Origin of the sequence: Phosphitispora sp. TUW77, assembly GCF_048453025.1 — a bacterium.
Classification (GTDB): Bacteria; Bacillota; Thermincolia; order Thermincolales; family UBA2595; genus Phosphitispora.
Map to the genome: position 1 here is coordinate 1,372,116 of NZ_CP156677.1, position 24,440 is coordinate 1,396,555.

General features: G+C 39.5%; 31 protein-coding genes. 24 read left to right on the top strand and 7 right to left on the bottom strand.

The window, feature by feature from the left end:
* The first annotated feature begins 145 nt into the window (after positions 1–145).
* From ABFY19_RS06405 to ABFY19_RS06420, 4 genes are all read left to right on the top strand, one after another.
* Positions 146–1,504 carry a TrpB-like pyridoxal phosphate-dependent enzyme gene (locus ABFY19_RS06405; RefSeq protein ID WP_418792424.1) on the top strand — a complete coding sequence of 453 codons (1,359 nt, stop codon included), beginning with the start codon at positions 146–148 and terminating at the stop codon, positions 1,502–1,504.
* 246 nt (positions 1,505–1,750) lie between these two features.
* Positions 1,751–2,824: a branched-chain amino acid aminotransferase gene (locus tag ABFY19_RS06410; RefSeq protein WP_418792425.1), complete on the top strand. Its 1,074-nt coding sequence runs from the start codon at positions 1,751–1,753 to the stop codon at positions 2,822–2,824.
* Positions 2,825–3,139: 315 nt separating this feature from the next.
* Positions 3,140–4,207 (top strand): tyrosine-type recombinase/integrase, encoded by a 1,068-nt coding sequence (locus tag ABFY19_RS06415; protein ID WP_418792426.1) that lies wholly within the window; start codon positions 3,140–3,142, stop codon positions 4,205–4,207.
* Positions 4,208–4,291: 84 nt separating this feature from the next.
* Positions 4,292–5,095, top strand: coding sequence for a hypothetical protein (locus ABFY19_RS06420; RefSeq protein WP_418792427.1), 804 nt, complete (start codon positions 4,292–4,294; stop codon positions 5,093–5,095).
* A gap of 165 nt (positions 5,096–5,260) precedes the next feature.
* On the opposite strand, the gene ABFY19_RS06425 is transcribed toward ABFY19_RS06420, so the two are convergent.
* Positions 5,261–5,806, bottom strand: a complete 546-nt coding sequence (locus tag ABFY19_RS06425) for a DUF6143 family protein (protein ID WP_418792428.1) — start codon at positions 5,804–5,806, stop codon at positions 5,261–5,263.
* A gap of 341 nt (positions 5,807–6,147) precedes the next feature.
* Here ABFY19_RS06425 and ABFY19_RS06430 point away from each other — a divergent pair, with 341 nt between their 5' ends.
* Positions 6,148–6,432 (top strand): hypothetical protein, encoded by a 285-nt coding sequence (locus ABFY19_RS06430; RefSeq protein WP_418792429.1) that lies wholly within the window; start codon positions 6,148–6,150, stop codon positions 6,430–6,432.
* Positions 6,433–6,876: 444 nt separating this feature from the next.
* On the opposite strand, the gene ABFY19_RS06435 is transcribed toward ABFY19_RS06430, so the two are convergent.
* Both ABFY19_RS06435 and ABFY19_RS06440 read right to left on the bottom strand, forming a co-directional pair.
* Complete coding sequence (locus ABFY19_RS06435; protein ID WP_418792430.1) at positions 6,877–7,554, bottom strand: methyltransferase family protein; 678 nt, start codon at positions 7,552–7,554, stop codon at positions 6,877–6,879.
* Between the two features lie 13 nt (positions 7,555–7,567).
* Positions 7,568–8,392 carry a MerR family transcriptional regulator gene (locus ABFY19_RS06440; RefSeq protein WP_418792431.1) on the bottom strand — a complete coding sequence of 275 codons (825 nt, stop codon included), beginning with the start codon at positions 8,390–8,392 and terminating at the stop codon, positions 7,568–7,570.
* 201 nt (positions 8,393–8,593) lie between these two features.
* On the opposite strand from ABFY19_RS06440, the gene ABFY19_RS06445 reads away from it, so the two are divergent.
* From ABFY19_RS06445 to ABFY19_RS06455, 3 genes are read left to right on the top strand one after another with little or no spacing between them, the layout of a single operon-like run.
* The gene (locus tag ABFY19_RS06445) at positions 8,594–8,824 is read left to right on the top strand and encodes a hypothetical protein (protein WP_418792432.1); all 231 of its coding nucleotides are present in this window, start codon (positions 8,594–8,596) and stop codon (positions 8,822–8,824) included.
* Positions 8,825–8,872: 48 nt separating this feature from the next.
* Complete coding sequence (locus tag ABFY19_RS06450; protein ID WP_418792433.1) at positions 8,873–9,097, top strand: DUF2164 domain-containing protein; 225 nt, start codon at positions 8,873–8,875, stop codon at positions 9,095–9,097.
* 14 nt (positions 9,098–9,111) lie between these two features.
* Entirely contained in the window at positions 9,112–9,558 is a 447-nt protein-coding gene (locus ABFY19_RS06455; protein ID WP_418792434.1) for a PPC domain-containing DNA-binding protein, read from the top strand.
* An 11-nt stretch (positions 9,559–9,569) separates the two neighbouring features.
* On the opposite strand, the gene ABFY19_RS06460 is transcribed toward ABFY19_RS06455, so the two are convergent.
* Positions 9,570–9,773: a TOBE domain-containing protein gene (locus ABFY19_RS06460; RefSeq protein ID WP_418792435.1), complete on the bottom strand. Its 204-nt coding sequence runs from the start codon at positions 9,771–9,773 to the stop codon at positions 9,570–9,572.
* 106 nt (positions 9,774–9,879) lie between these two features.
* Between ABFY19_RS06460 and ABFY19_RS06465 the strand changes: the two genes are divergently transcribed.
* The gene (locus tag ABFY19_RS06465) at positions 9,880–10,599 is read left to right on the top strand and encodes a DUF975 family protein (protein WP_418792436.1); all 720 of its coding nucleotides are present in this window, start codon (positions 9,880–9,882) and stop codon (positions 10,597–10,599) included.
* A 152-nt stretch (positions 10,600–10,751) separates the two neighbouring features.
* Here the strand turns inward: ABFY19_RS06465 and ABFY19_RS06470 are convergent, their stop codons facing one another.
* A complete protein-coding gene (locus ABFY19_RS06470) occupies positions 10,752–11,183 on the bottom strand; it encodes a hypothetical protein (protein WP_418792437.1) in 432 nt (143 codons plus the stop codon).
* A gap of 194 nt (positions 11,184–11,377) precedes the next feature.
* Here ABFY19_RS06470 and ABFY19_RS06475 point away from each other — a divergent pair, with 194 nt between their 5' ends.
* The 13 genes from ABFY19_RS06475 to ABFY19_RS06535 all read left to right on the top strand — a co-directional run bounded on the left by ABFY19_RS06475 (position 11,378) and on the right by ABFY19_RS06535 (position 22,388).
* Positions 11,378–11,605 (top strand): DUF5320 domain-containing protein, encoded by a 228-nt coding sequence (locus tag ABFY19_RS06475; protein ID WP_418792438.1) that lies wholly within the window; start codon positions 11,378–11,380, stop codon positions 11,603–11,605.
* A 242-nt stretch (positions 11,606–11,847) separates the two neighbouring features.
* Complete coding sequence (locus ABFY19_RS06480) at positions 11,848–12,141, top strand: YkvA family protein (RefSeq protein ID WP_418792439.1); 294 nt, start codon at positions 11,848–11,850, stop codon at positions 12,139–12,141.
* A gap of 65 nt (positions 12,142–12,206) precedes the next feature.
* On the top strand, positions 12,207–13,904 hold the full coding sequence (ade, locus tag ABFY19_RS06485; protein ID WP_418792440.1) for an adenine deaminase: 1,698 nt from the start codon (positions 12,207–12,209) through the stop codon (positions 13,902–13,904).
* A 121-nt stretch (positions 13,905–14,025) separates the two neighbouring features.
* Positions 14,026–14,250 (top strand): helix-turn-helix domain-containing protein, encoded by a 225-nt coding sequence (locus ABFY19_RS06490; RefSeq protein ID WP_418792441.1) that lies wholly within the window; start codon positions 14,026–14,028, stop codon positions 14,248–14,250.
* An 85-nt stretch (positions 14,251–14,335) separates the two neighbouring features.
* On the top strand, positions 14,336–14,716 hold the full coding sequence (locus ABFY19_RS06495; RefSeq protein ID WP_418792442.1) for an FxsA family protein: 381 nt from the start codon (positions 14,336–14,338) through the stop codon (positions 14,714–14,716).
* A gap of 116 nt (positions 14,717–14,832) precedes the next feature.
* The gene (gene guaB / locus ABFY19_RS06500) at positions 14,833–16,287 is read left to right on the top strand and encodes an IMP dehydrogenase (protein ID WP_418792443.1); all 1,455 of its coding nucleotides are present in this window, start codon (positions 14,833–14,835) and stop codon (positions 16,285–16,287) included.
* Positions 16,288–16,389: 102 nt separating this feature from the next.
* On the top strand, positions 16,390–16,686 hold the full coding sequence (locus ABFY19_RS06505; protein ID WP_418792444.1) for a hypothetical protein: 297 nt from the start codon (positions 16,390–16,392) through the stop codon (positions 16,684–16,686).
* An 87-nt stretch (positions 16,687–16,773) separates the two neighbouring features.
* Positions 16,774–17,640: an AAA family ATPase gene (locus ABFY19_RS06510; protein WP_418792445.1), complete on the top strand. Its 867-nt coding sequence runs from the start codon at positions 16,774–16,776 to the stop codon at positions 17,638–17,640.
* A 15-nt stretch (positions 17,641–17,655) separates the two neighbouring features.
* Positions 17,656–19,074 carry a VWA domain-containing protein gene (locus ABFY19_RS06515; protein ID WP_418792446.1) on the top strand — a complete coding sequence of 473 codons (1,419 nt, stop codon included), beginning with the start codon at positions 17,656–17,658 and terminating at the stop codon, positions 19,072–19,074.
* A 148-nt stretch (positions 19,075–19,222) separates the two neighbouring features.
* Positions 19,223–19,390, top strand: coding sequence for an aspartyl-phosphate phosphatase Spo0E family protein (locus ABFY19_RS06520; RefSeq protein WP_418792447.1), 168 nt, complete (start codon positions 19,223–19,225; stop codon positions 19,388–19,390).
* A 153-nt stretch (positions 19,391–19,543) separates the two neighbouring features.
* Positions 19,544–19,765 (top strand): FeoA family protein, encoded by a 222-nt coding sequence (locus ABFY19_RS06525; protein ID WP_418792448.1) that lies wholly within the window; start codon positions 19,544–19,546, stop codon positions 19,763–19,765.
* A 37-nt stretch (positions 19,766–19,802) separates the two neighbouring features.
* On the top strand, positions 19,803–21,767 hold the full coding sequence (gene feoB / locus ABFY19_RS06530; protein ID WP_418792449.1) for a ferrous iron transport protein B: 1,965 nt from the start codon (positions 19,803–19,805) through the stop codon (positions 21,765–21,767).
* Positions 21,768–21,953: 186 nt separating this feature from the next.
* On the top strand, positions 21,954–22,388 hold the full coding sequence (locus ABFY19_RS06535) for a Fur family transcriptional regulator (protein WP_418792450.1): 435 nt from the start codon (positions 21,954–21,956) through the stop codon (positions 22,386–22,388).
* Here ABFY19_RS06535 and ABFY19_RS06540 read toward each other — a convergent pair.
* Positions 22,351–22,719, bottom strand: coding sequence for a sulfite exporter TauE/SafE family protein (locus ABFY19_RS06540; protein ID WP_418792451.1), 369 nt, complete (start codon positions 22,717–22,719; stop codon positions 22,351–22,353). The two genes, ABFY19_RS06535 and ABFY19_RS06540, sit on opposite strands and share 38 nt — an antisense overlap.
* Entirely contained in the window at positions 22,720–23,079 is a 360-nt protein-coding gene (locus ABFY19_RS06545; protein WP_418792452.1) for a sulfite exporter TauE/SafE family protein, read from the bottom strand.
* 127 nt (positions 23,080–23,206) lie between these two features.
* Between ABFY19_RS06545 and ABFY19_RS06550 the strand changes: the two genes are divergently transcribed.
* Positions 23,207–23,326 (top strand): RCKP-type rubredoxin-like domain-containing protein, encoded by a 120-nt coding sequence (locus ABFY19_RS06550; RefSeq protein ID WP_418792453.1) that lies wholly within the window; start codon positions 23,207–23,209, stop codon positions 23,324–23,326.
* On the top strand, positions 23,323–24,429 hold the full coding sequence (locus ABFY19_RS06555; RefSeq protein ID WP_418792454.1) for an MGDG synthase family glycosyltransferase: 1,107 nt from the start codon (positions 23,323–23,325) through the stop codon (positions 24,427–24,429). Before ABFY19_RS06550 ends, ABFY19_RS06555 begins: the two co-directional genes overlap by 4 nt.
* The last annotated feature ends 11 nt before the right edge of the window (positions 24,430–24,440 follow it).

Genomic DNA, 24,440 nt, shown 5'->3' on the forward strand with positions numbered 1-24,440 from the left:
GGAACTGATGAGCTGAGTATGAACAGTTTATTAGACCAGGCTTTTTGAAAAAAAAGACCTGGTTTTCACTATGTAACAAAATTTAATTCCCGCGCGGGAAATTAGATTATGTGATTAAAATATTTTTGAGAGGAGAACTGATTAGATGAGTGAGACCAAAATCCTATTGACGGAAAAGGAAGCGCCGACTTCGTGGTATAATGTAATGGCAGATATGCCGAATCTTCCCAAACCGCCACTTCATCCAGCTACTAAGAAGCCTATCGGACCGGAAGACCTTGCAGCCATATTCCCTATGGACCTGATTAAACAAGAGGTATCAGCTGATCGCTGGATTGAGATTCCTGAAGAGGTTCAGGAGATTTATAAGCTTTGGCGGCCTTCTCCGCTTTACCGGGCACACAGGCTGGAAAAAGCGCTGGATACGCCGGCCAAGATTTATTACAAATATGAAGGTGTCAGTCCTGCGGGAAGCCATAAACCTAATACAGCCATACCGCAGGCCTATTATAACAAAAAAGCAGGTATAAAGCGCTTGACTACGGAGACAGGAGCGGGACAGTGGGGCAGCGCACTGAGTATTGCTTGTAAATTCTTTGAAATGGACTGCCTGGTGTATATGGTTAAGGTAAGTTATCACCAGAAGCCGTACCGCCGCGTTTTTATGCAGACATATGGGGCTAATGTAATTCCCAGCCCAAGTGATACAACTGAATCAGGGCGTAAAATGCTGGAAAGTGACCCTGATTCACCTGGAAGCCTCGGCATGGCCATTAGTGAAGCTGTGGAGGTGGCAGCTCAGAGAGATGATACCAATTATTCGCTGGGCAGTGTTTTAAATCATGTTATGCTTCATCAGTCTGTAATTGGCTTGGAAGCAAAGGCTCAATTGGAGAAGGCAGGCGATTATCCTGACGTAATAGTAGGCTGCTGCGGCGGAGGAAGCAACTTTGCCGGAGTATCATTTCCATTTCTCCATGATAAGCTAACCAAAGGAGCTAAGGTAAGGGCTGTTGCGGTTGAACCTGCCGCTTGTCCGACACTGACAAGAGGGAAATTTGCTTATGATTTCGGTGATACTGCCGGAATAGTACCGATATTGAACATGTATACACTGGGACATGACTTTATGCCGCCCGGAATCCATGCCGGGGGTTTAAGGTATCACGGGGAATCCCCACTGGTGAGTCAGTTATATCATGATGGCATTATTGAGGCTGTATCCAGGACACAGAGGCCATGTTTTGAAGCTGCTGTTATCTTTGCCCAGACTGAAGGTATCCTGGCTGCCCCGGAATCGTCACACGCCATCCGTGTAGCTATAGATGAAGCGTTACAGGCTAAGGAAGCAGGGGAAGCGAGGACTATATTGTTCTGCCTCAGCGGAAACGGATATCTTGACTTGCCATCATATGATGCATATGTTAGTGGTAAGTTGGAAGATTATGAATATCCTGATTCTCTTATTGAGGAATCACTGAAAAAGCTCCCGGTAACAGAATAAAAGCATAGTTTAAAATCATAACCACCCGCTCTGATATGCTCCCTTTAATAGGGTGCAGTTCAATCAGCGGGTGGTTTGTTCTTGCCCCATAAACCATTGTTTTGGTTTCAGGTGAACATAAAAAGTATATAAAAATTAGTGTTTTGAACTAGAAAAAAAACTGTAAATGTCATATACTAATAATATGTATTTTTCTTAGAAATATTTTTTGCATATTATTAGTATGAAGTTGAGGAGGAAGTTCAAGTGAACGGGGAACTAAGTGTTGCATTAGCATCAACTCTCAAACCAAAACCTACTAGTGACGATAAATTAGGTTTTGGCACAATATTTACCGACCACATGTTTGTAATGGACTATGAAGTTGGAATGGGATGGCACAGCCCGCGAATAGAGCCATACGGTACTTTTTCCATTCAACCGTCAAACATGACTTTGCATTATGGACAGGCTATATTCGAAGGAATGAAGGCGTATAGGACAGTGAATGGAAAGGTAAAAATATTTAGACCCAGGGATTACTTGTCCAGGATGAATCGGTCCGCGGAGAGACTATGTATTCCTAAGATAGATGTTGAATTTGTTTTCAGTGCGCTAAAGAAACTTCTAAGTATAGAAAGTGACTGGGTTCCTGCAAGTGAAGGGACTTCATTGTATATCAGGCCGTTTATAATTGCAATGGATCCATATATAGGTGTAAGACCGTCAAGAACATACAGGCTCTTTATTATACTGTCACCTGTTGGTGCGTATTATGCCGAAGGTTTCAAACCCGTTAAAATATGGGTGGAAAACAAGTATGTCAGGGCCGTTAAAGGCGGGATGGGAATGGCAAAAACGGCCGGCAACTATGCTTCCAGCATTCTGGCAGCTGAAGAGGCAAAGGAAAACGGTTATACTCAAGTGCTGTGGCTCGACGGTGTTGAACGCAGATACATAGAAGAAGTTGGAACAATGAATATCTTTTTTAAGATAGATGACACTATTATTACTCCTGCTTTGGAAGGTAGTATACTAGGAGGAATGACTAGGGATTCCGTGCTGCGTCTTTCCAGGGAATGGGGCTTGAAGGTTAGTGAGCAGCCGCTTACTATTGAAGAAGTATATGAAGCACATGATAAAGGGAAGCTTCAGGAGATCTTTGGTACAGGGACTGCAGCAGTTATTTCACCTGTTTCGGCCCTTAACTGGAAAGGAAACATTATTAATGTTAACGGAGGGCAAGCCGGGGAAACCTCTGTTAAGCTATATGATGAAATAACAGGTATACAGTACGGTAAGCATGCAGATATTTTTAAATGGATGGAAGAGGTTGATTAAGAGAACGCTGGGAAGATTAGAATGTGATAGTTTAAACTGCAGTTAAAAAGAAATTGAAATTATGACAAGGGTTGGCTAAATTCACCGGGTGGATTAGCCAGCCCTTTTTTACATTTAAACCTTAACTCTGCAATATAACCCATCAAAACCGCAATATAACCCATCAAAACCGCATTTCATGCCCGAAAGTTTAAAAATTGGAAAAAAACGACAAAAAAATCTCCAAAAATTGCAGGGAACATGTAAATCATTGTTGAAAAGATAAAACATCCTAAAAGATTAGGAAATTTGATATTCAAAGGGATGAAGAATGTAATGGCACGGGTGAAACTGGAAGTAGGGAAATCTGGCACGGTAATAATTCGAATACCTTTCAATCTTGAAATGATTTCTAAGATTAATTCTGTAGAAGGCAGGCAATGGAATGCCGAGGGAAAATACTGGACTGTACCGTTTTCTAAAAACATGATAAATTTACTTCTAAGTTTATTCAGATATGATACTGTAGAGCTTTGTCCCAGGCTAAAGGCTATTACTGATGTCCCGGAGAACGGTGGAGACTGCGTGAAAAAGGCCAATTATGCTGATAAATATGAAAAAACCCTTCAAGAGATTGATAATGAGATGAAGCTTCGTGGTTACAGCCAGAAGACGCGAAAAGCGTATAGATGCCAACTAAAGGAGTTTATATCCTATTGTCTGGATAAAGGCTGGAGAAGGATAGGAGAAAACGAGGTCAAGGATTACCTCGATTATATGATGAATGTCAGGGGTGTTTCAACGTCCAGTATAGATCAGGCCATAAGTGCCATCAAATTTATCTTCACAAAAATTCTTGGACAGCCGGGTATGATATTATCTATACCCCGGCCCAAAAAAGAACAACGGCTGCCGCAGGCGTTCAGCCTGCAGGAGATTGGTGGCTTATTTAGGCAAATAAAAAACATTAAACACAGGGCAATATTGTTCCTTATTTATTCCGCAGGACTTAGAGTTGGTGAAGCAGTACGGCTGAAAATTGGGGATGTGGATATTGACAAGAAAATGTTATACATCCGGAAGGCTCAAGGTAAAAATGAGCGTTACACGATTTTGTCTCAGGTTGCCTTAGAATCTCTCCGGTTTTACCTGGAGCTTTATCAGCCGGAAAAATGGCTGTTTCCCGGTGCTCAGCCTGGAAGACATATCACAGAGAGAAGTGTTCAAAAAGCATTCGAAGATGCCAGGGCAAAAGCAGGAATTCAAAAAGAAATAACCATACATTCACTGCGTCATTCTTTTGCCACCCATTTGCTGGAGCCTGGGACTGACCTCGGATATATTCAGGAATTACTGGGACATAACAGTGACAGGATTAATTCTTTGGACGGCAGTGAGGAATAACAGGCATAATCGAAAGCAAGTATCGTAAATGTGGGAGTTGGGTGAAATCGGACGCTTGGCTGACTTATAAGGGGGAATTCGTGATTGATTTGGTTTTGTAAGGATGAAAAGCAGATGCTTTTAAAAACTATAAAAAAGATTTATGGTTTTCTTGTCAAACAGTATTGTTACGAATACACCTTAGAAGAATATGACGGTTATTCTGGTGTAAAGTACTATATCATTCAGTATACAAACAAACAGTTTAAAAGACAAGTTGAGTTGGTATTACATAGGAATTCATCACCAATTAGTTTTTACATTAAACGTTTAGTCAATGATCAAGTACCAGAATATAAGGATACTGAGAACTGCTATAATTTTTTTGAGATTGACTTCTTTACTAATCCGAACACTTATTTGTCCGAGAGACACAGTCCTTACAATCCCCCAGACTATGAGTATGGCACACTGAAAACTGGTGTAGAAATCTTAAAAAGCAATTTAGATTTGATAAAGGGCATCAATTGGATTGATAGAGAAAAACTCGACAAGCTATCGATTGATATTAAAGGTTATAAGATGGGCTGGCATGAAACTCCTATAGTAGGTACTATCAAAGAAATATTTAGATTTCTAATTGATGAACATGGCTTTGACATTACTGACGACTATGATAAATTACGTCCATTTGAGCAAGGACTCGGAGGAGAGATAGTTTATTATAATAAGAATCGAAAAATTGGCTTTGAGTTTTCTTTTGACCTAAGGGATGAATATCTTAGTTTGTATTCTTTTTATACTAGCAAGGATGATAAACAATTACTCGAAGCTTTATATCTCAACAAAGAAGATTTGCTTAAGGCTAGAAACATCGTAAATATTGAACTGACGCGGCACATCACCTAACAACGCTGGAAACGGCTCCGCTACGCTCCAACCCAACTTCCGGCTGCCACGCCTTTTGCATCAAGATTGGCAGTTATGGGGGAACAAAAGTTAAGCCTGCTCTGAAGTTCGTTTCCGCTCAACGCGTTAGATGAAATATCCATATCGGAGCATAACTTCTTGAGGTTATTTACATATAGGTTCTTCCCACCAGCCAAAAGCAATTCGACCTGCGCCAATTTCTTCAGGTGTTTCGGGCTCAGAAATATATACGCTGAATGAACCACCTGGTGGGAAAATAAACTTTCCATCTTCTTCGGCCACAATTGTGCTTTGTTCTTCCCCTCTTCTAACAAATGCTTTTATACCGCAAGAGGGTTCCCCCTTAACATTGGAAGCCAGAAGCAACTTTATTTTAGGTTTTGGATTAGGGATTATTGTGGTATTAGAGGTTGTTACTAATTGAGAGATTTCCGGTGTTCCAGGTAAATTTGCATTAAACCATATTTGTGCACGAAAAGTTCCAAAAAGGCTTGTCACAGTCCAAACATTGACATGAAGGTTTACCGTTGAGTTAGGCGGATTAGATAAACTTGCCCAGGCACTGGTACCCTTGTTAAATGTTAAATTATCTGCATATCCAACAAAGTATTTTCCTTGTAGAGACTTATAAAGAGAAATTGGCATATTCACTATTTCGGGGATTTTTAAGTCTTTTGGTTTAAAGAACATTTTCGAGACCTCCATAACATCTTTTGGTATAGACATATGGAATTTCAAAGTTAATGTGAATTGTCCTGCTGAAAAAGGTGGATACATCACCTAATAACGAGCTAAACGCTCGCCCGTAAGGTTCGGCTCACCGTCAAACGCTTGTGGCGTCGTCTATCAGACGGGTTTACGGCTTATGCCCAAATGCCCACTTTGCGTGGGCACTTCAGGAACCCGGCGCCGCGTTAGGTGAATTCACACCAATCTTTTTGAAGGAGTGTTTAAAGATTAAAAAATATATGTTATTGTCAATTGTTTGTACCATTTTGTCCGTTCTGGCTTTTTATATTCCATACATTCCAATGATATCTATAGGAATTGTAACAGCGTTATGGCTTAATAAAAGGTTACAAGATTGCTTTTTAGGACTTATTTATCTAGTAATGTCTTCATTTATTGCATTTGGAATTACTCCCTGGATATCTGGTGCGAATCAAGTATATGTGATTGGTGGAGACTCAGTGAGCTTTCCAGAAGGATTAGGGATCTCAGTTTTTATTGGTTTTCTTCTTTCCGGCTTTTTTTATATTATCGTTTTGGCAGTAATAAATATAAAACAATTAGTAACTAAAAGGTTTACAAGCTGAAAAATGGTAGGCAGGTTAGGTCAGTTGTTTTCATATATAATTTATGCCGCAAAGCATACAGCGGCGCGGCATGGAATGGTTAGGCGAAATTGCCTGGGTAAAGAAGTACAAGATCAATTTAAACTGACAGATTCTACAAATTTGGGTTAAAAAGGTTAACTCAAAGTTGTACATTGTAAAAGTTGAACGTGATGCCTGACCGCAGACATCGCCTAGCATCGCTGGAAACGGCTCCGCTACGTGCCGCATAACTTTGTCACGGCAAAATGAATGTCATGCTTTTTGATATTGAGTATATTTTTGGGAGCTAAAAGGGACAGGCGACATCAAAGCTTGGTGGAAAACTGCTAATATTTTAGCTGTGCTTCTGTATTTGTGAGCATGCAAAAACACCGGCTAAGACCTGGCATTACCGGTGTTAAGCGTTGTTTAAATGGTAAACTCTTACCAAATTAGTGGAATTAAACGATAATGTGTTTTTGAGCAATAATCTCTATACCCAGGAAGTTCGCGTATGAGCAGCTTTTCTTCGTCTATTATCCTGAAGATATTGACCGGTACAAAAAGAAGAAAACCAGGCAATGCCCAATAAGAACCCAGTGCAAGAGGAGTAAACAAAGCAATTATTAAAATTGCCGAGTACATTGGATGACGAACTATGGCGTAAGGGCCGGTTGTAATAACTCGCTGTTTTTTGTCAACTTCAATGATGCTTGAAGCATAACTGTTTTCCTTAAACACAAAGAAAATGAGCACAAAACCAAGGAATACAACTATATTCGATGCAATAACAAGCCAAACAGGCACAGCCGACCAATGAAAGCGATAGTCAAAGCCGGGAATTAAAAAGCTGAATACAGACAAGAATGAAATGATACGCACTATTAACTTTTGTGGTTCCTTCTCGCCGACCTGGCTTCGTCTGTCCATAAGCATGGGATCTTTCTTTAAAAAATAGTAAGTAGTAAACATAGCTATAGCAAAGGTACCCAACCAATAAATCCACGCCTCCCAATACATTAAAGAGCCTGCGGGAAGAAAAAAGGCAAGCCCCAACACACTAGCAACAATTATCGGGAAACGATAAACCTTCGTTTTTGAAACATTAGTATTATTTGGCATAGAATTCACCTCCTTATGTTGGAAGATCTAGATATTGTCGGAGTAGTTGACTATGCTTCATCCGAGCCGGTGAGAGGACGCCGGCGACCATCTCATTATATAAACTTTTTAAGGGTTTTTTAATTCCCGGCTGGTTGCATAAAAGCTCCCTTAACTGAGGTATGCTTTTGATAAACTCAGCAGTTTCCCGTGCCAGAGTTTCAATTTCCGAAGCATCTTCGGACAGATTGTCCAATTTAGCAAGACGGGCTCCAAAATCCAAAGCAATTTGATATTGTTGGGGATGTTCCTGAAAGTACTCAGCTAAACCTCGAAAGATTTCCTGATAATCTTCACCCCACTTGAAATTGTCCAGGATGTCAAAAAGTTTTTGCTGCTGATTAAGGATTTCTGGGCATGTTCGGGCATATTTATGAATCTTGTCCTGCCCTAAAATTTCCGTAATCATTTGAAAGGAAGTGGAATCTAAAACATCCTCATCAAGGAGTACCTCGTATTCCTTGTTTTCACACAGCAGCATTTCAATCTTTGCCACCCGTTCTTCAAGGCTTTTTTTCTCGTTTAAAAGCTCAGCCTGCAAGGATTTCAAGACTTCCCGCAAGGTTTTGTGGTTGTGTTTATCTCCCAGTATTTCTCTGATGTTCTTCAAATCAAGGCCTAGCAATTTTAATCGTTTGATTAACCGCATACGAGATAGTTCCGCTGGACCGTATAAGCGGTATCCACCAGGAGACCGGTCAGGTTCTTGTAATAAGCCAATCTTATGATAATAGATAACAGTTTTTAATGTGCTTCCAGTTAATTTGGCAAAATCGCTGATTTTTATTCGGCCCTTCATTGCAATCCATCCTTCCTAGTCATATTATAAACCCTACCCTGAGGGTCGAGTCAACTTAGTATTTAGGAACTAAGGTTATCAATGATTTAAGTAAAGAATAAATCTAAAAGGGAAACTGTTAAAATTGTGGAATAATGTATGATGAAAAGCTAAAACATACTAATATTAGACAGCCACCGCGCAGATAGTGAGGTAATTATTATGTTTGAAAATCAAAAAATTGCAGTTTTGGAAAACCAAGTAGAAGCCAGCTTTTTAGAAACAATCTTAAAAGAAAGACAAATACCTTTTAACATTAAATCTTATCATGACGCTGCATATGACGGTATATTTCAAATAGTTAAAGGTTGGGGAGCCGTATTTGCACCAATTAATTTTAAAGACGAAATCTTAGAAATATTGAATGAGATACGAAATAGCATAGAAAATTAGGCCTAAAGATAAACAGAGAGTGCTAACAAGATTAGGAGGGCAGCACACATGAGTAAAATCAAATTAGGCAAGGAAAAGCGAGAAAATATGATATCCTTGATTAAGGAGCACTTTATTACAGAAAGAGATGAAGAACTTGGAGATTTAGCTTCAGGATTTATCTTGGATTTTATTATAGAAAAGCTGGCACCGGAATTTTATAATCAGGGTGTTCAGGATGCATATGCATACATGAATGAAAAAATTGATGACCTATTAGAAATACAAAAATAAGGAGAACAAAAGACATGAAATTTACTGAAGCTAAACAAGGAAGAATTTTTGTTTTGCGATTAGAACATGGGGACCGTCTGCCTGATGTAATTGAAACTTTTGCCGGAGACCATAAGGTTAATTCAGCCGTGGTATTATTTATAGGTGGAATTGACCGGAACAGCAAAGTTGTGGTAGGACCGGAGGATGGAACAGCACAAAAGCCAGTACCTAGCATAATCAATTTGCCTGGAGTAAGTGAAGCAGTTGGTGTAGGAACAATTTTTTTAGATGAAGATAGTATGCCCAAACTTCATTTGCACTCGGCTTTTGGGAGACAAGGCAACACTATAACCGGGTGTACACGAGAAGGTGTTTTAATTTGGCATATTGGCGAGGTAATAATTATAGAGCTTATTAGCAACTCAGCCAAAAGAAAAATTGATTCAAAGACGGGTTTTGAACTTTTAGAGGTTTATTAGCGGTAATAACTTTATTTCATTATCATTACATCAGTTGATTTAATTAATGCTTTAACATTATCTCCGACATTCAAGGCCAGTTCCAATGCCGAATCATTAGTTATAGCAGAAACCACCAGCTGTCCGCCAACGTCAAGGGTAATTTGTGACATTACCGTTCCATTTTTTATGTCTTTAATTGTTCCAGTTAATTTATTTCTGCCACTAATATTCATTAATGCATCCTCCTTCGGATAATTTGTTATTATAGTATTTTAATTTTTTTATAAAATTATTCCTACATTAACATATAATTATAGATATAAAGGGAGGCTTATAAAAATGTGGAGTAGAATAGAACTTAAAACTAAGGCCAAAGCGGTACTAAAGACTTCTTATTGGAAGGCCTTTTTGGTTAGTCTTATCATCGGTTTTGTTGGAGGTAACAGTGGGGGATTTTCTTTTAATTGGCATTCCGGTAATGAACAAAATCATATTAACCTAGGTGACGAGCTTCTTCCTTATCTATTTATTTTTATGACAGGTTTTTTATTTGTAGTTTTAATAATCTTGGCATTTCGGGTTTTATTAGGTTATGCTCTTGAAGTTGGAGGCAGACGTTATTTTGTACAATCAGCCCAGGAAAATGTTGATTTAAATTTTCTGGGGATTGCGTTCGAAAAAGAAAAGTATTTCAACATTATAAAGACAATGCTATGGCGAGCTTTTCTGAATTTTTTGTGGTATTTGCTTTTGTTAATTCCAGGTATTGTAAAGTCATATGCATATAGGATGGTACCTTATATTCTTGCCGATAACCCTAATATTGGCTACAGCCGTGCAATTGAATTAAGCAATAAAATGACTGATGGTCAAAAGTTTAAAATGTTCATATTGGACCTTTCGTTTATTGGATGGTATATATTGGGATTTATAGCGTTTTTTATCGGAATATTGTTTGTACTTCCATATGTAAATGCAACACAGGCTGAATTATATTTAGCTCTGCGTCAGAATGCAATTGACAGAGGGGATTGCAGTTACGAAGAACTCCAGCTTTAAATAACGAATGGCCTCCAGCTTAAATTAAATTTAAATAATGAAAGCTCTCCTACAGTAGTTAGTTTATTTTACTATAGGAGAGCTCTTTGTTTTTATGCCGATTCGGGTCTCAGTTCAAATTTATAGACATCCACCCTTTACTATCCATAGGTTTATAACAAGGGCTTGCACAATACCTGCTTAAGCACACTTACCTCACCGGTAAACACACCAAAAACCACAAGTTCTTTACCGTCAGGACATATAATTGACAAAGACCCTACCCAGGAATTACTGGTAAGCTTAGCTGCCGTTAGAATGGCAACACAATTAGAGCAAACTGTGACACCATCTTTTTTAAGTGTTACGTTAACATACTTTCCTTCTACAAATTGAAGGCTGCTGGTTAAAAGTGTTCCTGCTATTTCTGTGTTGCTTGAACTAAAAGTAAACTTACTTGTACCTGTACCTGTAAAAGTTGTTATATATCCATTAATGCTTCCTGATGGCGGACCGCCAAAACATGAAACACCTGCTGAAAATGAGGCGGTTGTATCACCACCTGTAATTGCACCGTTTACGGAGCCGTCCGGCAATGTTCCCATCTTTATTCCCCCTTTTTTAACATAATACGCTCATTATAGGAATAGTGTGAATCCTGTATTGAATCTGTGGTGTTTGACAAAAGTAAAAAAATAAGTTAGTATATAAATGGGCATATGCCCAAAAGACACGTTGTCGATCTTGGTTGACAGCAAATTACAATTTAAGGAGCAAAAAACTAGGGGGAGGTGTTTACATGCCTGGATTTGATGGAGCAGGACCATCCGGTCAAGGGGCAATGACTGGAAAAGGCCGGGGTTACTGCATGGCGGTTGTGAGTCCGGAAAACACTTTTTCAGGGACAGGTCAGGGTGCTGGAAATGGTGGCAAGCCACGCGGCTGCGGCTTTGGCAGATGTTTCGGCAAAAGCCGTAATGCGCGGAGCGGAAGAAAATTCCAGAGTCGCAAGGGGCAAGGTGCCTAGAGGGTGATTTTTTACAAGAGATTTTCGAAAATGCTAACGAACTGTTTACGAACATAATAGTTGAGAACATTTGCAGAGACGGTTTACTCTTATGGTATTCCGGTCTCTTTTTTTGTACTGCTTAAAAAGTGCTTAGCCTTTTTGAGCATTTTAGAGGTAACTAGAACATGAAAAAATGTATAACCTAATACATGTTTTAGTAATATTATATTGAAATGTCTTTTTGTAAGGAGGTTGTTTATATGGGATGGCTTGACCGGGAGGTTGCCGGGAGGCTGCTGATGCTGCTGAACTTACCTAAATCAGTTCCTTTGGTATGGAATCTTGTATGGGATAAACGAGTAACATGGATAGCAAAACTTGTTTTTCCGGGAGCAGCCCTGGCATATTTTTTGCTGCCTTATGATTTAATCCCTGACTGGATACCACTCCTGGGACAGGTAGATGACCTTACAGTAATGTTCCTATTAATAGAACGCTTTGTTTCTATGATCCCTGATTATATTGTAAATCAATATCAATCAAATTTATTTTAGTGGAAGGATATTCAGAAAACCCGGTGAAATATATGCCTGGAAAGAAGTAAAGGAGGGAGTATTCGTTGCTGCCAGATGATTTACTATCAGTTTCCCTGGGAGTGAAGCCGGCTGATTTGGTATTAAAGAATGCTCAGCTGGTAAATGTGTTCTCTGGGGAGATTGTTAAAACCAATATTGCCATTCATAAAGGATATATTGCCGGGCTGGGAGATTATTGCGGAAATAGAGAATATGACCTGAACGGCAGCTATGTGTCTCCCGGTTTCATTGACGGGCATATACATATTGAGAGTTCCATGATGTTACCACACAATTTTGGTCGGGCTGTCATAGTATGCGGGACAACCACTGTTGTTACCGACCCTCATGAGATAACCAATGTTCTGGGAATGGATGGAATCGAACTAATGCAGGCCAGTGCCCGGTTAGGTCCGGTTAATGTTGAAATGATGATACCTTCATGTGTTCCCGCAACCGAAATGGAGACCTCTGGGGCAAGGGTTGAGGCCTCCGATATCGAAGCCCTGTTCAACAAAGGCGGTTTCTGCGGCCTTGCAGAAGTGATGAACTTTCCTGGAGTGATTAACGGTGTCCCGGAAGTTATTGACAAGCTAAGAAGGGCTTCAGGCAACATTATTGACGGACACTCGCCGGGTCTCACTGGCCAGGAATTGAATACGTATATTGCTGCTGGAATAATGTCGGATCATGAATGTATTACAGTTGCTGAAGCCCAGGAAAAATTGAATTTAGGTATGTATGTTATGATCAGAGAGGGCTCTGCCGCAAAAAACATGGAAACACTGCTCCCTGCTGTAAATGAATTAAATTATGCCAGGTTCATGCTGGTTACTGATGATGCCCATTCGGAGGACCTGATTCACGGACACATTAATCTGTTGCTGAAAAAGGCTGTTAAAGCGGGAATTGACCCGGTTACAGCAGTGCGTATGGTGACACTGAACCCGGCAACATATTTTAGGCTGGAACAACTGGGAGCTGTTGCTCCAGGTTACAGGGCAGATATTGTGGTGCTTGACAGCCTCAATAATTTTCATCCCCTTATGGTATTTAAAGACGGTCGTCTAGTTGCTGAAAACGGTCAACCAGCAGAGCCCTGGCCGGAGATTAATTTTCCGGTGATAACATCTATGAATGTTAAACTAAGAGAGAACCCATTTTTAATTAGGCCTGAAGGTGATAAGGTAAGGGTTATCGGTGTGGTTCCAGGACAGATATTTACCAGGTCATTAATCTTAAGTCCCAGGTTAGTTGACAACTATGCCCTATCAGATATCTCGCGTGATATACTAAAGATTGCCGTCATAGAAAGGCATCAGGGCACCGGAAATGTAGGGCTTGGTTTTGTACAGGGGATGGGACTGAAAAGGGGAGCAATAGCCTCATCAGTTGCCCATGATAGTCATAATATTATTGTTATTGGCAGCAATGATGCTGACATGGAGCTGGCTGTCAGGGAAGTTATTGCTTACGGCGGTGGTATGGCTGTTGCTTTGGAAGGTAGAGTTACAGCTGGCTTACCCCTGCCTGTTGCTGGGTTAATGGCAGAAGGTAATTTGTGCGATGTTTCCTTAAAGTTGTCTGAGTTGAAAAAAGCAGTTGGTGAACTGGGCTGCAATTTGGAGGCACCTTTTATGGCCATGTCTTTTTTGGCGCTGCCGGTTATTCCTGAGTTGAAACTAACTGATAAAGGGCTTGTTGATGTAAATAAATTTGGCTTTGTATCTTTGTTTGTATAAATTTAAATATATTTTATTGATATTTTGTTTAGATTGATACTGATACCATCCGTAAATTCACGGTTATCTTTTTCCTTAAAGGGAAAGATAAGAAAAAAAGCGAATTATGGAGGGTTGTTTTATGGAAACATTCTTAAGGTCACGGGTTCCCTGGGAAGCCGGTCCCAATCTCAAAGAACTTACAGACGAGGTTGGAATTGATATGGATAGGTTTGTTGAATCAATAGGAGCTAACAAGACAGACGTGGAAATGGCTTCTGAATTTGGAGTCAGTCAAAAAACGATACAGGCGCTGAAGGAACACTTTTACAGCAGGGGAATTGGTTCAACTATAGGACAGGATTAGGGCAGCCATTGGCTGTCCTAATACGTGTTCTGAATCCAGCCTCAGTTATGTGCGATGAAAACAATCTTTATAACAGGTGAACGATATGTTAAAATGGATTTTTCTTTTCATGCTGGTTCCTGCAGCTGAAATATTTATTTATATACAATTGGGTAAATACGCAGGTTTACCGGTAGTTGTGCTGCTTATTCTTGGTACCGGGGCTGCCGGTGTAATCCTTACTAAACAGCAGGGCTTCTATATTCTAACCAGGGTGCGCGAAAATCTTCAGTCAGGGATTGTTCCGGGGAACCAGCTTTTAGATGGCCTGATTGTACTGGTAGGAGCAATCATGCTGTTGAGTCCTGGGCTATTGACAGACCTGGCAGGGTTTTCATTTCTAATTCCGTTTACTCGCTTTTATGTAAGAGAGATTATTAAAAAAAGACTTAGAAAACGGATTAATGAAGGTAAAATCATTTTTTAGGAGATAGGAAGTCGAAGCAAAGCCTTCTTAATTAGTGTAGCGCTTCACGATTTGTTGTGATATAATATTTCAAATAACAGGGAGATATAAATAGATATAATTAAGGGGGAGTCGGCATGGCAGTGATAAGAATTGCAAAAGAAGGACTCACATTTGATGATGTTTTGCTTATACCCGCCAAATCAGAGGTTATTCCTAAGGATGTTGATACAACGACATATTTGACCAAAAAAATAAAACTGAACATACCATTGATGAGCGCAGGAATGGATACAGTCACAGAATCACGGCTGGCGGTTGCCATTGCCCGCGAGGGTGGTATAGGTATAATTCATAAAAATATGAGTATAGAAAAACAATCCATGGAAGTTGACCGGGTTAAAAGGTCTGAACATGGGATAATTACGGATCCAATTTCCCTTTCACCTGACCATCCGGTAAGTGATGCCCTTGAAATAATGTCAAGATACAGAATATCAGGAGTACCAATTACAGTTAAGAATATTCTGGTAGGCATCCTAACTAACCGTGATTTGAGATTTGAAACAGATTACACTAAGAGCATCAAAGAAGTAATGACAAAAGAAAATCTGATTACAGCTCCTATAGGGACAACCCTTGAAGAAGCAAAAAATATTTTATGGCATCATAAGGTTGAAAAGCTTCCGATTGTTGATCAACAAAATCATCTGCATGGTTTGATTACTATTAAAGACATCGAAAAAGCGAGGATATACCCAAATTCATCAAAGGACAGCAATGGAAGGCTGGTTGTAGGAGCTGCTATTGGAGTATCCAAGGATACGATGGAACGTGCTGAGGCTTTGGTAAATGCAAAGGTTGATGTAATATGTGTTGATACTGCCCATGGTCATTCCAGAGGGGTACTTGATGCGGTATATGCCCTGAAGTCCAAATATCCGGAAACTGATATTATTGCAGGAAATGTTGCTACTGCAATTGGTACCAGAGACTTGATAGCTGCCGGTGCCGACTGTATTAAGGTTGGAATAGGCCCTGGTTCTATATGCACAACCCGTGTAGTGGCCGGAATTGGAGTTCCTCAGATTTCCGCAATTGCTGACTGTGCTGAAGAAGCAGCTAAAACAGGTGCATATATAATTGGGGATGGTGGTATAAAATATTCCGGAGATATTACTAAGGCAATTGCCGCGGGTGCAGATGTTGTTATGATAGGCAGTCTCTTTGCCGGGACAGAGGAAAGTCCTGGGGAACTGGAAATATATCAGGGACGCAGCTTTAAAGTATATCGTGGGATGGGTTCATTGGGTGCCATGAAGGATGGAAGCAAAGACCGTTACTTCCAGGAAAATGAACAAAAGCTTGTTCCTGAGGGAATTGAGGGAAGAGTTCCTTTTAAAGGTTCTCTTTCAGAAACAGTATTCCAGTTGGTTGGCGGTCTGAAGGCAGGCATGGGATATTGCGGTACTGCCAATATATTTGAGTTGAAAACAAAATCTGAATTTGTCAGAATAACTAATGCCGGCCTCCGTGAGAGTCACCCACATGATGTTACAATTACTAAAGAAGCGCCAAATTATAGTGTTTAAGCCGTTAAAGTGCTTAAATAATGCTAAAATAAATATTGAAAACATTGAAGAAATAGTGTTATAATAATTTAATGCAAAGAGCCAATTGGGGGTGTAGTTGAAATGATTGACAGGGAGACACTGCGTATGGTATTGGACCAGTACCTGTCAGGCCGTATTACAAAAAAAGAAATATCGGACTGGGCATATAATATAATAACTGAACATGGTGAAGCTAATGACCAACTGGTTAACGAGGTTCTTTTTAATCTGGTCAGTTTTCACGATGTTGGAATGATATTTGAAAAGTACCGCCCCAGTCGGGAGAAGCTGGAATACTTTATTAACTGGCTTGAAGACGACGGTGAATGTGGCTGGGACCAGTATACCGCTATGTTTGATCCCGGCAAGTTAATGTAAATAGTTATATATCCCACTAACCCAAAAGGTTAGTGGTTTATTTTTCTGTACAGCTAAGTTTGTTTTATAATAAGAGGGGTGTCACCATTGTTTGAATCAATAGAAGATGTCAAAGAAAAACTAATTAAGGAGAACTATCTGGTTAGTCATAAAGCTGCTACAGCGGTGTTTCTTGCAGTTAAGCTGCAAAAGCCGCTTCTTATTGAAGGGCCTGCAGGTGTTGGGAAAACAGAACTTGCTAAGGCATTAGCAGGCGCACTGGATACAGGTCTTATCAGGCTCCAGTGCTATGAAGGACTGGATGAATCAAAGGCACTTTTTGAGTGGAATTACCAGAAACAACTGCTTCGCATTCAGGCAAACCATTTTGCCGAAAAGACATGGGAAGAAACCAAAGCCAATATTTTTTCCGAGGAATTTTTTCTTGCCAGGCCGTTGTTGCAGGCATTAAAGGCAGAAAATACAGTTGTGTTATTGATTGATGAACTTGATAAGAGTGACGAAGAATTTGAAAGTTTTCTTCTGGAGGCGCTGTCAGATTATCAGGTATCAATACCTGAACTAGGTACAGTAAAAGCAAGTTCTATTCCAATTGTCATTCTAACCAGCAACAATTACAGGGAATTTAGTGATGCTATGAAAAGGCGCTGTGTCCATTTGTATATAGATTTCCCTTCCTTTGAGCAGGAACTTGCTATAGTTAAAATAAAAGTGCCACAGGCAAATGAAATCCTGCTTAAAAAAGTTGTTAAATTTGTACAGTCACTGAGGAAGATGGTTCTCAAAAAATCCCCCGGCATTTCTGAAACGATTGACTGGGCGGTAACTCTGGTCTTGCTGGGTGCGGATTCATTGGATGAAGAACTTGTTATGAATACAATTAATATTCTTTTAAAATATCAGCATGATATCAAAAAAGCTGAAGAACGAATAAAAGGCCTTCTGCCTGAATAAGCCGGGTGAAAAAATTTGGATAAAAACATTCTTCAATTTGCCAGACTCTTAAGAAAAGCCGGGATTAAGGTATCTCATTCTGAGGTTATGGAAGCCTTAAGGGCGTTAGCTCTAACCGGAATTGAAAAACATACTTTTTTTAACATTCTGTCTGCAACTTTGATAAAAGAACAGGCAGACATGCGTGTGTTTGAAAAGATATTTGAATTATATTTCAGCCCTGAGGTTATGCGTGCCGGGTACAGTGATTACAGCAGAAGTGTTTCCCTAATCAACTCTAAACCTACAACTGCTCGCAAGGGATGTGACATGATACCGGGAACTGAAAAAGGCAGGACCACCGGCTTTGGACAGGGCAGGGGACTGGCGACTGCCGAAGTGGAAAACTTTGTCCAGGTCATTCAGGCAGGAGTTCACGAAGAAATGCTTGCATTGGTTAAAAAGGGGGTTGAAGGGATTGGCGAACTGTTTGAGGAAGACCTGGAAGATACGAAAGATACTATTAGACAGGTAAAAATTTTTCTTGAATGGAATATGGGGGTATATAAACTGGAATCCACTGCTTGTGACGTGGATGAAAAAACGCGGTTTATCTGGCAGGACCGTCTTAAGTCTCTTGAAGATATGCTTCACAAAGAGATAGAAAAAAAATTAATCACTGAATTTGGCGCAATTGCGTTGGAAAAAGTTCTAGCTAGAGAAAACATTAATCAATTGGATTTTTATAAGCTCTCTTCTATGCAAGTAGCGGAAATCAAACAAAAAATCAGCAAATTGGCATATAAACTTGCATCAAGAGTGTCACTCCGGAAAAAACGCTCAAAAAGGGGACAGCTTGACTTGGCACGGACTATCAGAAAGTCAATGTCATATGGAGGAGTGCCAATCAAGCCGGCCTATCGCAACCACCACCCCACACGTTTGGAAATGGTTATTCTCTTTGACCTGTCAAGCTCAGTAAAAATATTCAGTGAGTTTATATTACAGCTTGTTTATTCGATTCAGAACAAGTTTATTCATGTGAGGTCGTTTGTTTTTGTAGATACCCCTGACGAAATAACAGGGTTTTTTATAAACAGAGAAATAGAAGATGGGATTAAAGATGTCTATAACCTTGCGAAGTTTTCTAAAACACCGTTTTCTGATTATGGTCAGATGTTTAAGGATTTTAATGAAAAGTATCTTGATATTCTTAATAAGAAAGTTACTCTTCTTATTATTGGCGATGCCCGCAATAATTACCATAGGGACCATGCTGACTGTTTACTTAGAATGTGTCAGGAAGCAAAAAAAACTATTTGGCTGAACCCAGAACCTGCTGAGAAATGGGATGAAGAGGACAGCTTGATATCTCTTTATGGAGTGATGTGTGATCAAGTTTTCGAATGTCGGAATCTTGATCAATTGGAAATGGTCTCAAGAAAAATTATATAAGAAAAGTTATACAATGTAGAAATATAATTTGACATCGACACATTACGACAGAACAAACGAAAATGTTTTGGTATAATTATACATATTAAGAGATAGAATTTTACATGAGTACCGAAACCGCATAACGTAAAAGGGAGGGTGGATTCCAATGGAAGATCTTGTGCAGGAGATCGAAAAATTGCAGCAGGAACTCATTACTTTAGCAGAAGAAAAGAATAATATTTTAAGTGACCCTGAAATTTACCGGTATAGTTGTATTATTGACAACATGATCGTGCAATTCATGAAATTTGGAGATCACAAAGCGAAAAATTAAATTAATTTAGGCAGCCTTGGTTCGAAGTTCCATTGGACTGAGGCTGTTTAATTTTGCCTGTAATCTATTGACTGTTATTTGAGTATCATTTATAATTGAGAATGAGAATACTTCTCAATGAAAATTCATGAACAGACATCAGGAGGAATTAATATGAACCTGGATAAATGTAAAAAGGGAAATAAGGTAAAAATTACCGGTATAGGCAATATTGATATTAGGGCACAGGCAATAAGGTTCGGAATTTGTGAAGGTGAAATTGTAAGTTGTTCACAGGTGGTTCCTGCAGGTCCTGTAGTGGTACAAAAGAACAATCAGGAAATTGCTATTGGACGGAGACTTGCTCGTCAGATAACAGTTGAGCTTATTGTCTGAGAAATAATACACACAATATATAAGGAGATATAATAGTATGCATTGTCATGAAACTGGTGTTAAAATAAATATACCATCAAATTCAAGAAAAATAGTCTTAGCCGGTAATCCGAATGTTGGCAAATCAGTTTTCTTTAATGCACTGACAGGGCTCTATGTTGATGTATCAAATTATCCCGGCACAACACTTGAGATATCACATGGAAGCTACGGAAACGATGTTGTTATTGATACTCCTGGAGTATATGGTATTTCATCTTTTAATGATGAGGAGAAAATTGCCCGTGATATTATTCTTAATGCTGATGTAGTAATCAACATAGTAGATGCAGTTCATTTGGAACGGGATCTTTTTTTAACACAACAGATAATTGATACAGGTGTTCCGGTGGTTGTTGCTCTTAATATGTTTGACGAAGCAGAGAAACAGGGACGAAACATTGATATTGACCTCTTGGAAGACTTGCTCGGTGTCCCCGTTATTCCAACTATAGCTGTAAAGCAAATGGGTATGGCTGAGTTAAAAGAAAAAATTTGTCTTGCGCGCTCCGGAAATATTGATTCTAAGCTTCATAGCAAATTACATGAACTGCATGATCGCGTTGCCAATCAGGGAGAGGCACTGCTGATACTGGAAGGTGACCCCGTGGTAGCGGAGCGTCATGGAATTTTGCCAGGCACTGAAAGGGAAGAAATTTACCTGAACAGAAGGGCAAGGGTGAATGATATTGTAGGACATGTTGTCTCAGAATGCAGTAAAGCTTCGGGATTTAGCTCTTTATTAGGCAGAATGATGATTCAACCTCTTACCGGGACATTGATTCTGGCAGTTTGTTTGTATTTAATGTATAAGTTTATAGGTGTTTTTATTGCCGGGGATATTGTGGGCTTTACAGAGGAAACGTTGATGCAGGGAAAATATGAACCTTTTATTAGGTCGGTTGTTGGACATTATTTTAGTGAGAGCTCTGTAGTGGGAACAATTTTAATTGGTGAATTTGGTGTTTTAACCATGACTGTAACATCTATTCTGGGACTCCTTTTACCGCTTGTTATAGGATTTTATCTGGTTCTTTCAGCATTTGAAGATTCTGGGTATCTTCCTAGAATCGCAGCCCTTACAGATAGGGTCCTTTCAGGAATAGGTTTAAATGGAAGGGCTATAATTCCCTTGATTCTTGGTTTTGGTTGTGTAACTTTGGCCACTATTGTAACTAGGGTTCTAGGCTCGGAACGCGAAAGGCGTATAGCAATATTTCTGCTGGCACTTGGCATCCCGTGTTCAGCTCAACTGGCAGTAATTGCAAGTATAATTACTTTTTTGGATGGAAAACTGGCAGCTCTATATTTTATTACTATCTTGACTGTGCTTATTGTTACAGGTACTTTGCTTAACAGATTTTTACCTGGTGAATCAACAGATCTTTTGATTGACCTGCCTCCTTTAAGACTGCCTAGGATTGAAAATGTTCTTAAAAAAACCGTTACCAAATCATATCACTTTGTTTTGGAGGCAATACCACTGTTTGCAGGAGGCGCGCTTTTAATAGGAATTCTTCAGGTGACTGGTTTGCTGCAAATATTGCAGAAACTATTATACCCAATTACTGTTGGGTGGCTGGGACTGCCAAAAGAATCAGCAACCATATTTATTATGGGTTTTGTTAGGCGTGATTTTGGCGCCGCCGGATTATATAACCTTAGTTTGAATGAATTTCAGACAGTAATCGGCCTTATTACAATTACCCTTTTTGTACCCTGTATAGCCTCAACCCTGGTTATTTTTAAGGAACGCGGTAAGCAGGAAGGACTTATTATGTGGTTAGGGGTTTTATTTCTAGCTTTCTTCATTGGTGGGTTCATAAATCAGGTTTATCGGCTTACGGGATCTGTATATAACGTAATAATCAGTTTGTTTTCAATCCTGCTGATAACAATGTTTTTAAGTAAATTTAAGTTCAGAAAACAAAAATCAGGGTTAAAAGGAATAAACTTTCAATGAAAAATAAAACACATGAAGAGAATACCAAAAAAGTTTGTGAAATTAAAGTAATCGTATGTCCGAGATGTGGGAATGAAATAAGTATACTTCGTAATATGAGATGTCCCAGGTGTTTTTCGCCAATTATAGTAACATGCTGTGAGAGAAACTGCAGCAAGTGTGCAGAAAAATGTTGAGGTGTGATGCATGGAATTTTCAATAGAAAATTTAAAACAAAAGCTGTGTGACCGGGAATATAAATTAACTCCTCAGAGAAGGATTATAATGGAGATGTTTACCAATAATCAGGAAAAGCATTTAAGCGCGGAAGATGTATATGGAATGATTAAACAAAACAATCCTGAAATAGGGCTGGCTACAGTCTATCGAACTCTAGACCTGTTTGCAGAACTAGATATCTTGCAAAAAATCGATTTTGGCGACGGCCGCAGCAGATATGAGTTTTATACTGATGATGTTCACCACCATCACCACTTAATATGTCTTGAATGCGGAAAAGTAATGGAGTTTGCGGACGACTTGCTTGAATCACTGGAATCAGCAATTGAAGAAAAAATCAGGTTTAAGATTATTGATCACCAGCTTAAGTTTTACGGATATTGTGAAAAGTGTCATAAATAAACTCGTAACAACCCATTGTCATTAGAAAAATACCAAAAAGCCGCTGCAGAGCAGGGGCAGTTATCTTTGCAGCTATCATGGCACCAAAAAGTGCGCCCGCTACTGTACCGATGACAAGATAACCCGCAAGGCGAGGCCGTACATTGCCCTGCTTGTTGTGGGTAATAACTGCAACAATGGATGTGGGCACAAACGATAAAAGAGAGACACCCTGCGCAGTATGTTGAGTTATGTCGGTGAGGAATATTAACGCAGGGACGAGCAGGGTTCCGCCACCGACGGCAAGACCGCTTAATATTCCGGTGAAAAAACCGATGATTGTAACTATCATTTATAACATCATCCTTAAACCGGCTAAAAACATAAAAATACCAAAAAAACGTCTCAGTTTAGGTGCCGGAATTTTGTTTAACAGTTTTGCTCCCAGGTAACCGCCGCCTATACTGCCTGCTATTACCTGTATTGTAAGATTGAGATTCAGGTCATGATTTAACCCATAAATCAAACAACTGGCAAGCGTTGTTGGCAAAATTACAGCAAGGGATGTTCCATGGGCTTGATGCTGGGTTATCCCCATAAAAAAAACCATTGCCGGAATAAGAATTGTCCCTCCGCCAATTCCCAGGAGACCATTAATTAAGCCAGTTATTATTCCAATCATAATAATAATCAGGAGACTGATGTGTTTCATATTCCACCTATGACAAAATAATTTTTTTGTTAAGAATTATTATTTTACTTATTCCCGCTTTTGAGTCAGGTAAATATGTGGTATATTATAATTAAAAAGGCTTAATTATTAACGGGAGGTTTTTAAAATGGCAGTTTTTGTATGTGCAAACTGCGGTTTTACCAGAGAAACCAGGTGCAAACCGAAAAAATGCCCCGAATGTGGTGCTAACAATTCTTTTGAAAAGAAAGAAGAAAACAGTAAATGAAAAGAATCCTCTTTTTTTCGGTTTCTATTGGGTCAGGCCATGACCTTGCAGCTGAAGCCGCAGCCGGGGAAGTCATTTCGCGTTCCCCTGGCTGCCGGACAATGATTGTTGATACTTTTAAATACATTAATCCGGTTCTTAATAAGGTTGTCGCCGGAAGTTATATGGAATCACTCAAATTTAACCCAAAAATTTGGGGGTATTTATATAATCAGGCCGAAGCAGGAGACAAGTTTATTGATTTGAACCATATACTTTCAAAACTTGTATCGGTCAAGATGGAGAAACTGATTAAACAGATGGACCCTCAGGCAATTATCTGTACTCATGCGTTTCCCGCCGGAATATTGTCAATACTTAAATCTAAGCTTGAGTTTCAGATTCCTCTTATTGCCGTTATGACTGACTATACAACCCATCCGTTCTGGGTGCATGAAAATATTGATATGTATGTGTTGCCGTGTGAAGAAATTAAATACCAAATCAAAGAATATGGTATAGATGAACAAAAAATCATGTGTACCGGGATACCGCTGAGACAACAGTTTGCTCAGAAGATAAATAAGCAGGAAGCAAGGAAAAAGCTTGGTCTGGAACCAGAAATTACCCTTATGGTAATGGGTGGCGGACTGGGTTTGGGTGAAATTGAGGGTATCATAAATACCTTGGGAAATGCGGATATTAACCTGCAGATATTAGCACTGACCGGAAAAAATGATAAATTGAGTAAAGCGCTGCATCTGCTGAAGACTGAAAATAAAATAAAAATATTTGGATATATTGACAATGTTGCTGAGATTATGGCAGCCAGTGATCTTATTATTACTAAACCAGGGGGACTAACTACAGCCGAAGTCCTGGCACAGCAACTGCCGATGATTATTATTAATCCACTGCCTGGTCAGGAAGACAGGAATACCGAATTTCTGCTTAACAACGGTGTTGCAGTAAAGGTACGTAAATTGCAGTATCTAGTACCTCAAATTAAATATCTTCTTAAGAATAAAACCAGGCTGCTGCAAATTAAAGAAATGTCTGGGATGATTAGCAAACCTGATTCTGCGGTCAAGCTTGTTGATTATATTGAGACTCTGACAACATAGGGGGATTTGCC

Excerpts from the sequence above, each read along its gene's own strand:
- ABFY19_RS06520 (WP_418792447.1), top strand. The coding sequence starts at position 19,223 with ATGGAAGATCTTGTGCAGGAGATCGAAAAATTGCAGCAGGAACTCATT.
- ABFY19_RS06470 (WP_418792437.1), bottom strand. The coding sequence starts at position 11,183 with ATGGGAACATTGCCGGACGGCTCCGTAAACGGTGCAATTACAGGTGGT.
- ABFY19_RS06525 (WP_418792448.1), top strand. The coding sequence starts at position 19,544 with ATGAACCTGGATAAATGTAAAAAGGGAAATAAGGTAAAAATTACCGGT.
- ABFY19_RS06535 (WP_418792450.1), top strand. The coding sequence starts at position 21,954 with ATGGAATTTTCAATAGAAAATTTAAAACAAAAGCTGTGTGACCGGGAA.
- ABFY19_RS06430 (WP_418792429.1), top strand. The coding sequence starts at position 6,148 with ATGATATCTATAGGAATTGTAACAGCGTTATGGCTTAATAAAAGGTTA.
- ABFY19_RS06405 (WP_418792424.1), top strand. The coding sequence starts at position 146 with ATGAGTGAGACCAAAATCCTATTGACGGAAAAGGAAGCGCCGACTTCG.
- ABFY19_RS06460 (WP_418792435.1), bottom strand. The coding sequence starts at position 9,773 with ATGAATATTAGTGGCAGAAATAAATTAACTGGAACAATTAAAGACATA.
- ABFY19_RS06445 (WP_418792432.1), top strand. The coding sequence starts at position 8,594 with ATGTTTGAAAATCAAAAAATTGCAGTTTTGGAAAACCAAGTAGAAGCC.
- ABFY19_RS06465 (WP_418792436.1), top strand. The coding sequence starts at position 9,880 with ATGTGGAGTAGAATAGAACTTAAAACTAAGGCCAAAGCGGTACTAAAG.
- ABFY19_RS06475 (WP_418792438.1), top strand. The coding sequence starts at position 11,378 with ATGCCTGGATTTGATGGAGCAGGACCATCCGGTCAAGGGGCAATGACT.
- feoB (WP_418792449.1), top strand. The coding sequence starts at position 19,803 with ATGCATTGTCATGAAACTGGTGTTAAAATAAATATACCATCAAATTCA.
- guaB (WP_418792443.1), top strand. The coding sequence starts at position 14,833 with ATGGCAGTGATAAGAATTGCAAAAGAAGGACTCACATTTGATGATGTT.
- ABFY19_RS06505 (WP_418792444.1), top strand. The coding sequence starts at position 16,390 with ATGATTGACAGGGAGACACTGCGTATGGTATTGGACCAGTACCTGTCA.
- ABFY19_RS06555 (WP_418792454.1), top strand. The coding sequence starts at position 23,323 with ATGAAAAGAATCCTCTTTTTTTCGGTTTCTATTGGGTCAGGCCATGAC.
- ABFY19_RS06455 (WP_418792434.1), top strand. The coding sequence starts at position 9,112 with ATGAAATTTACTGAAGCTAAACAAGGAAGAATTTTTGTTTTGCGATTA.
- ABFY19_RS06480 (WP_418792439.1), top strand. The coding sequence starts at position 11,848 with ATGGGATGGCTTGACCGGGAGGTTGCCGGGAGGCTGCTGATGCTGCTG.
- ABFY19_RS06415 (WP_418792426.1), top strand. The coding sequence starts at position 3,140 with ATGGCACGGGTGAAACTGGAAGTAGGGAAATCTGGCACGGTAATAATT.
- ABFY19_RS06490 (WP_418792441.1), top strand. The coding sequence starts at position 14,026 with ATGGAAACATTCTTAAGGTCACGGGTTCCCTGGGAAGCCGGTCCCAAT.
- ABFY19_RS06550 (WP_418792453.1), top strand. The coding sequence starts at position 23,207 with ATGGCAGTTTTTGTATGTGCAAACTGCGGTTTTACCAGAGAAACCAGG.
- ABFY19_RS06440 (WP_418792431.1), bottom strand. The coding sequence starts at position 8,392 with ATGAAGGGCCGAATAAAAATCAGCGATTTTGCCAAATTAACTGGAAGC.
- ABFY19_RS06545 (WP_418792452.1), bottom strand. The coding sequence starts at position 23,079 with ATGAAACACATCAGTCTCCTGATTATTATTATGATTGGAATAATAACT.
- ABFY19_RS06425 (WP_418792428.1), bottom strand. The coding sequence starts at position 5,806 with ATGTTCTTTAAACCAAAAGACTTAAAAATCCCCGAAATAGTGAATATG.
- ABFY19_RS06435 (WP_418792430.1), bottom strand. The coding sequence starts at position 7,554 with ATGCCAAATAATACTAATGTTTCAAAAACGAAGGTTTATCGTTTCCCG.
- ABFY19_RS06540 (WP_418792451.1), bottom strand. The coding sequence starts at position 22,719 with ATGATAGTTACAATCATCGGTTTTTTCACCGGAATATTAAGCGGTCTT.
- ABFY19_RS06495 (WP_418792442.1), top strand. The coding sequence starts at position 14,336 with ATGTTAAAATGGATTTTTCTTTTCATGCTGGTTCCTGCAGCTGAAATA.
- ABFY19_RS06450 (WP_418792433.1), top strand. The coding sequence starts at position 8,873 with ATGAGTAAAATCAAATTAGGCAAGGAAAAGCGAGAAAATATGATATCC.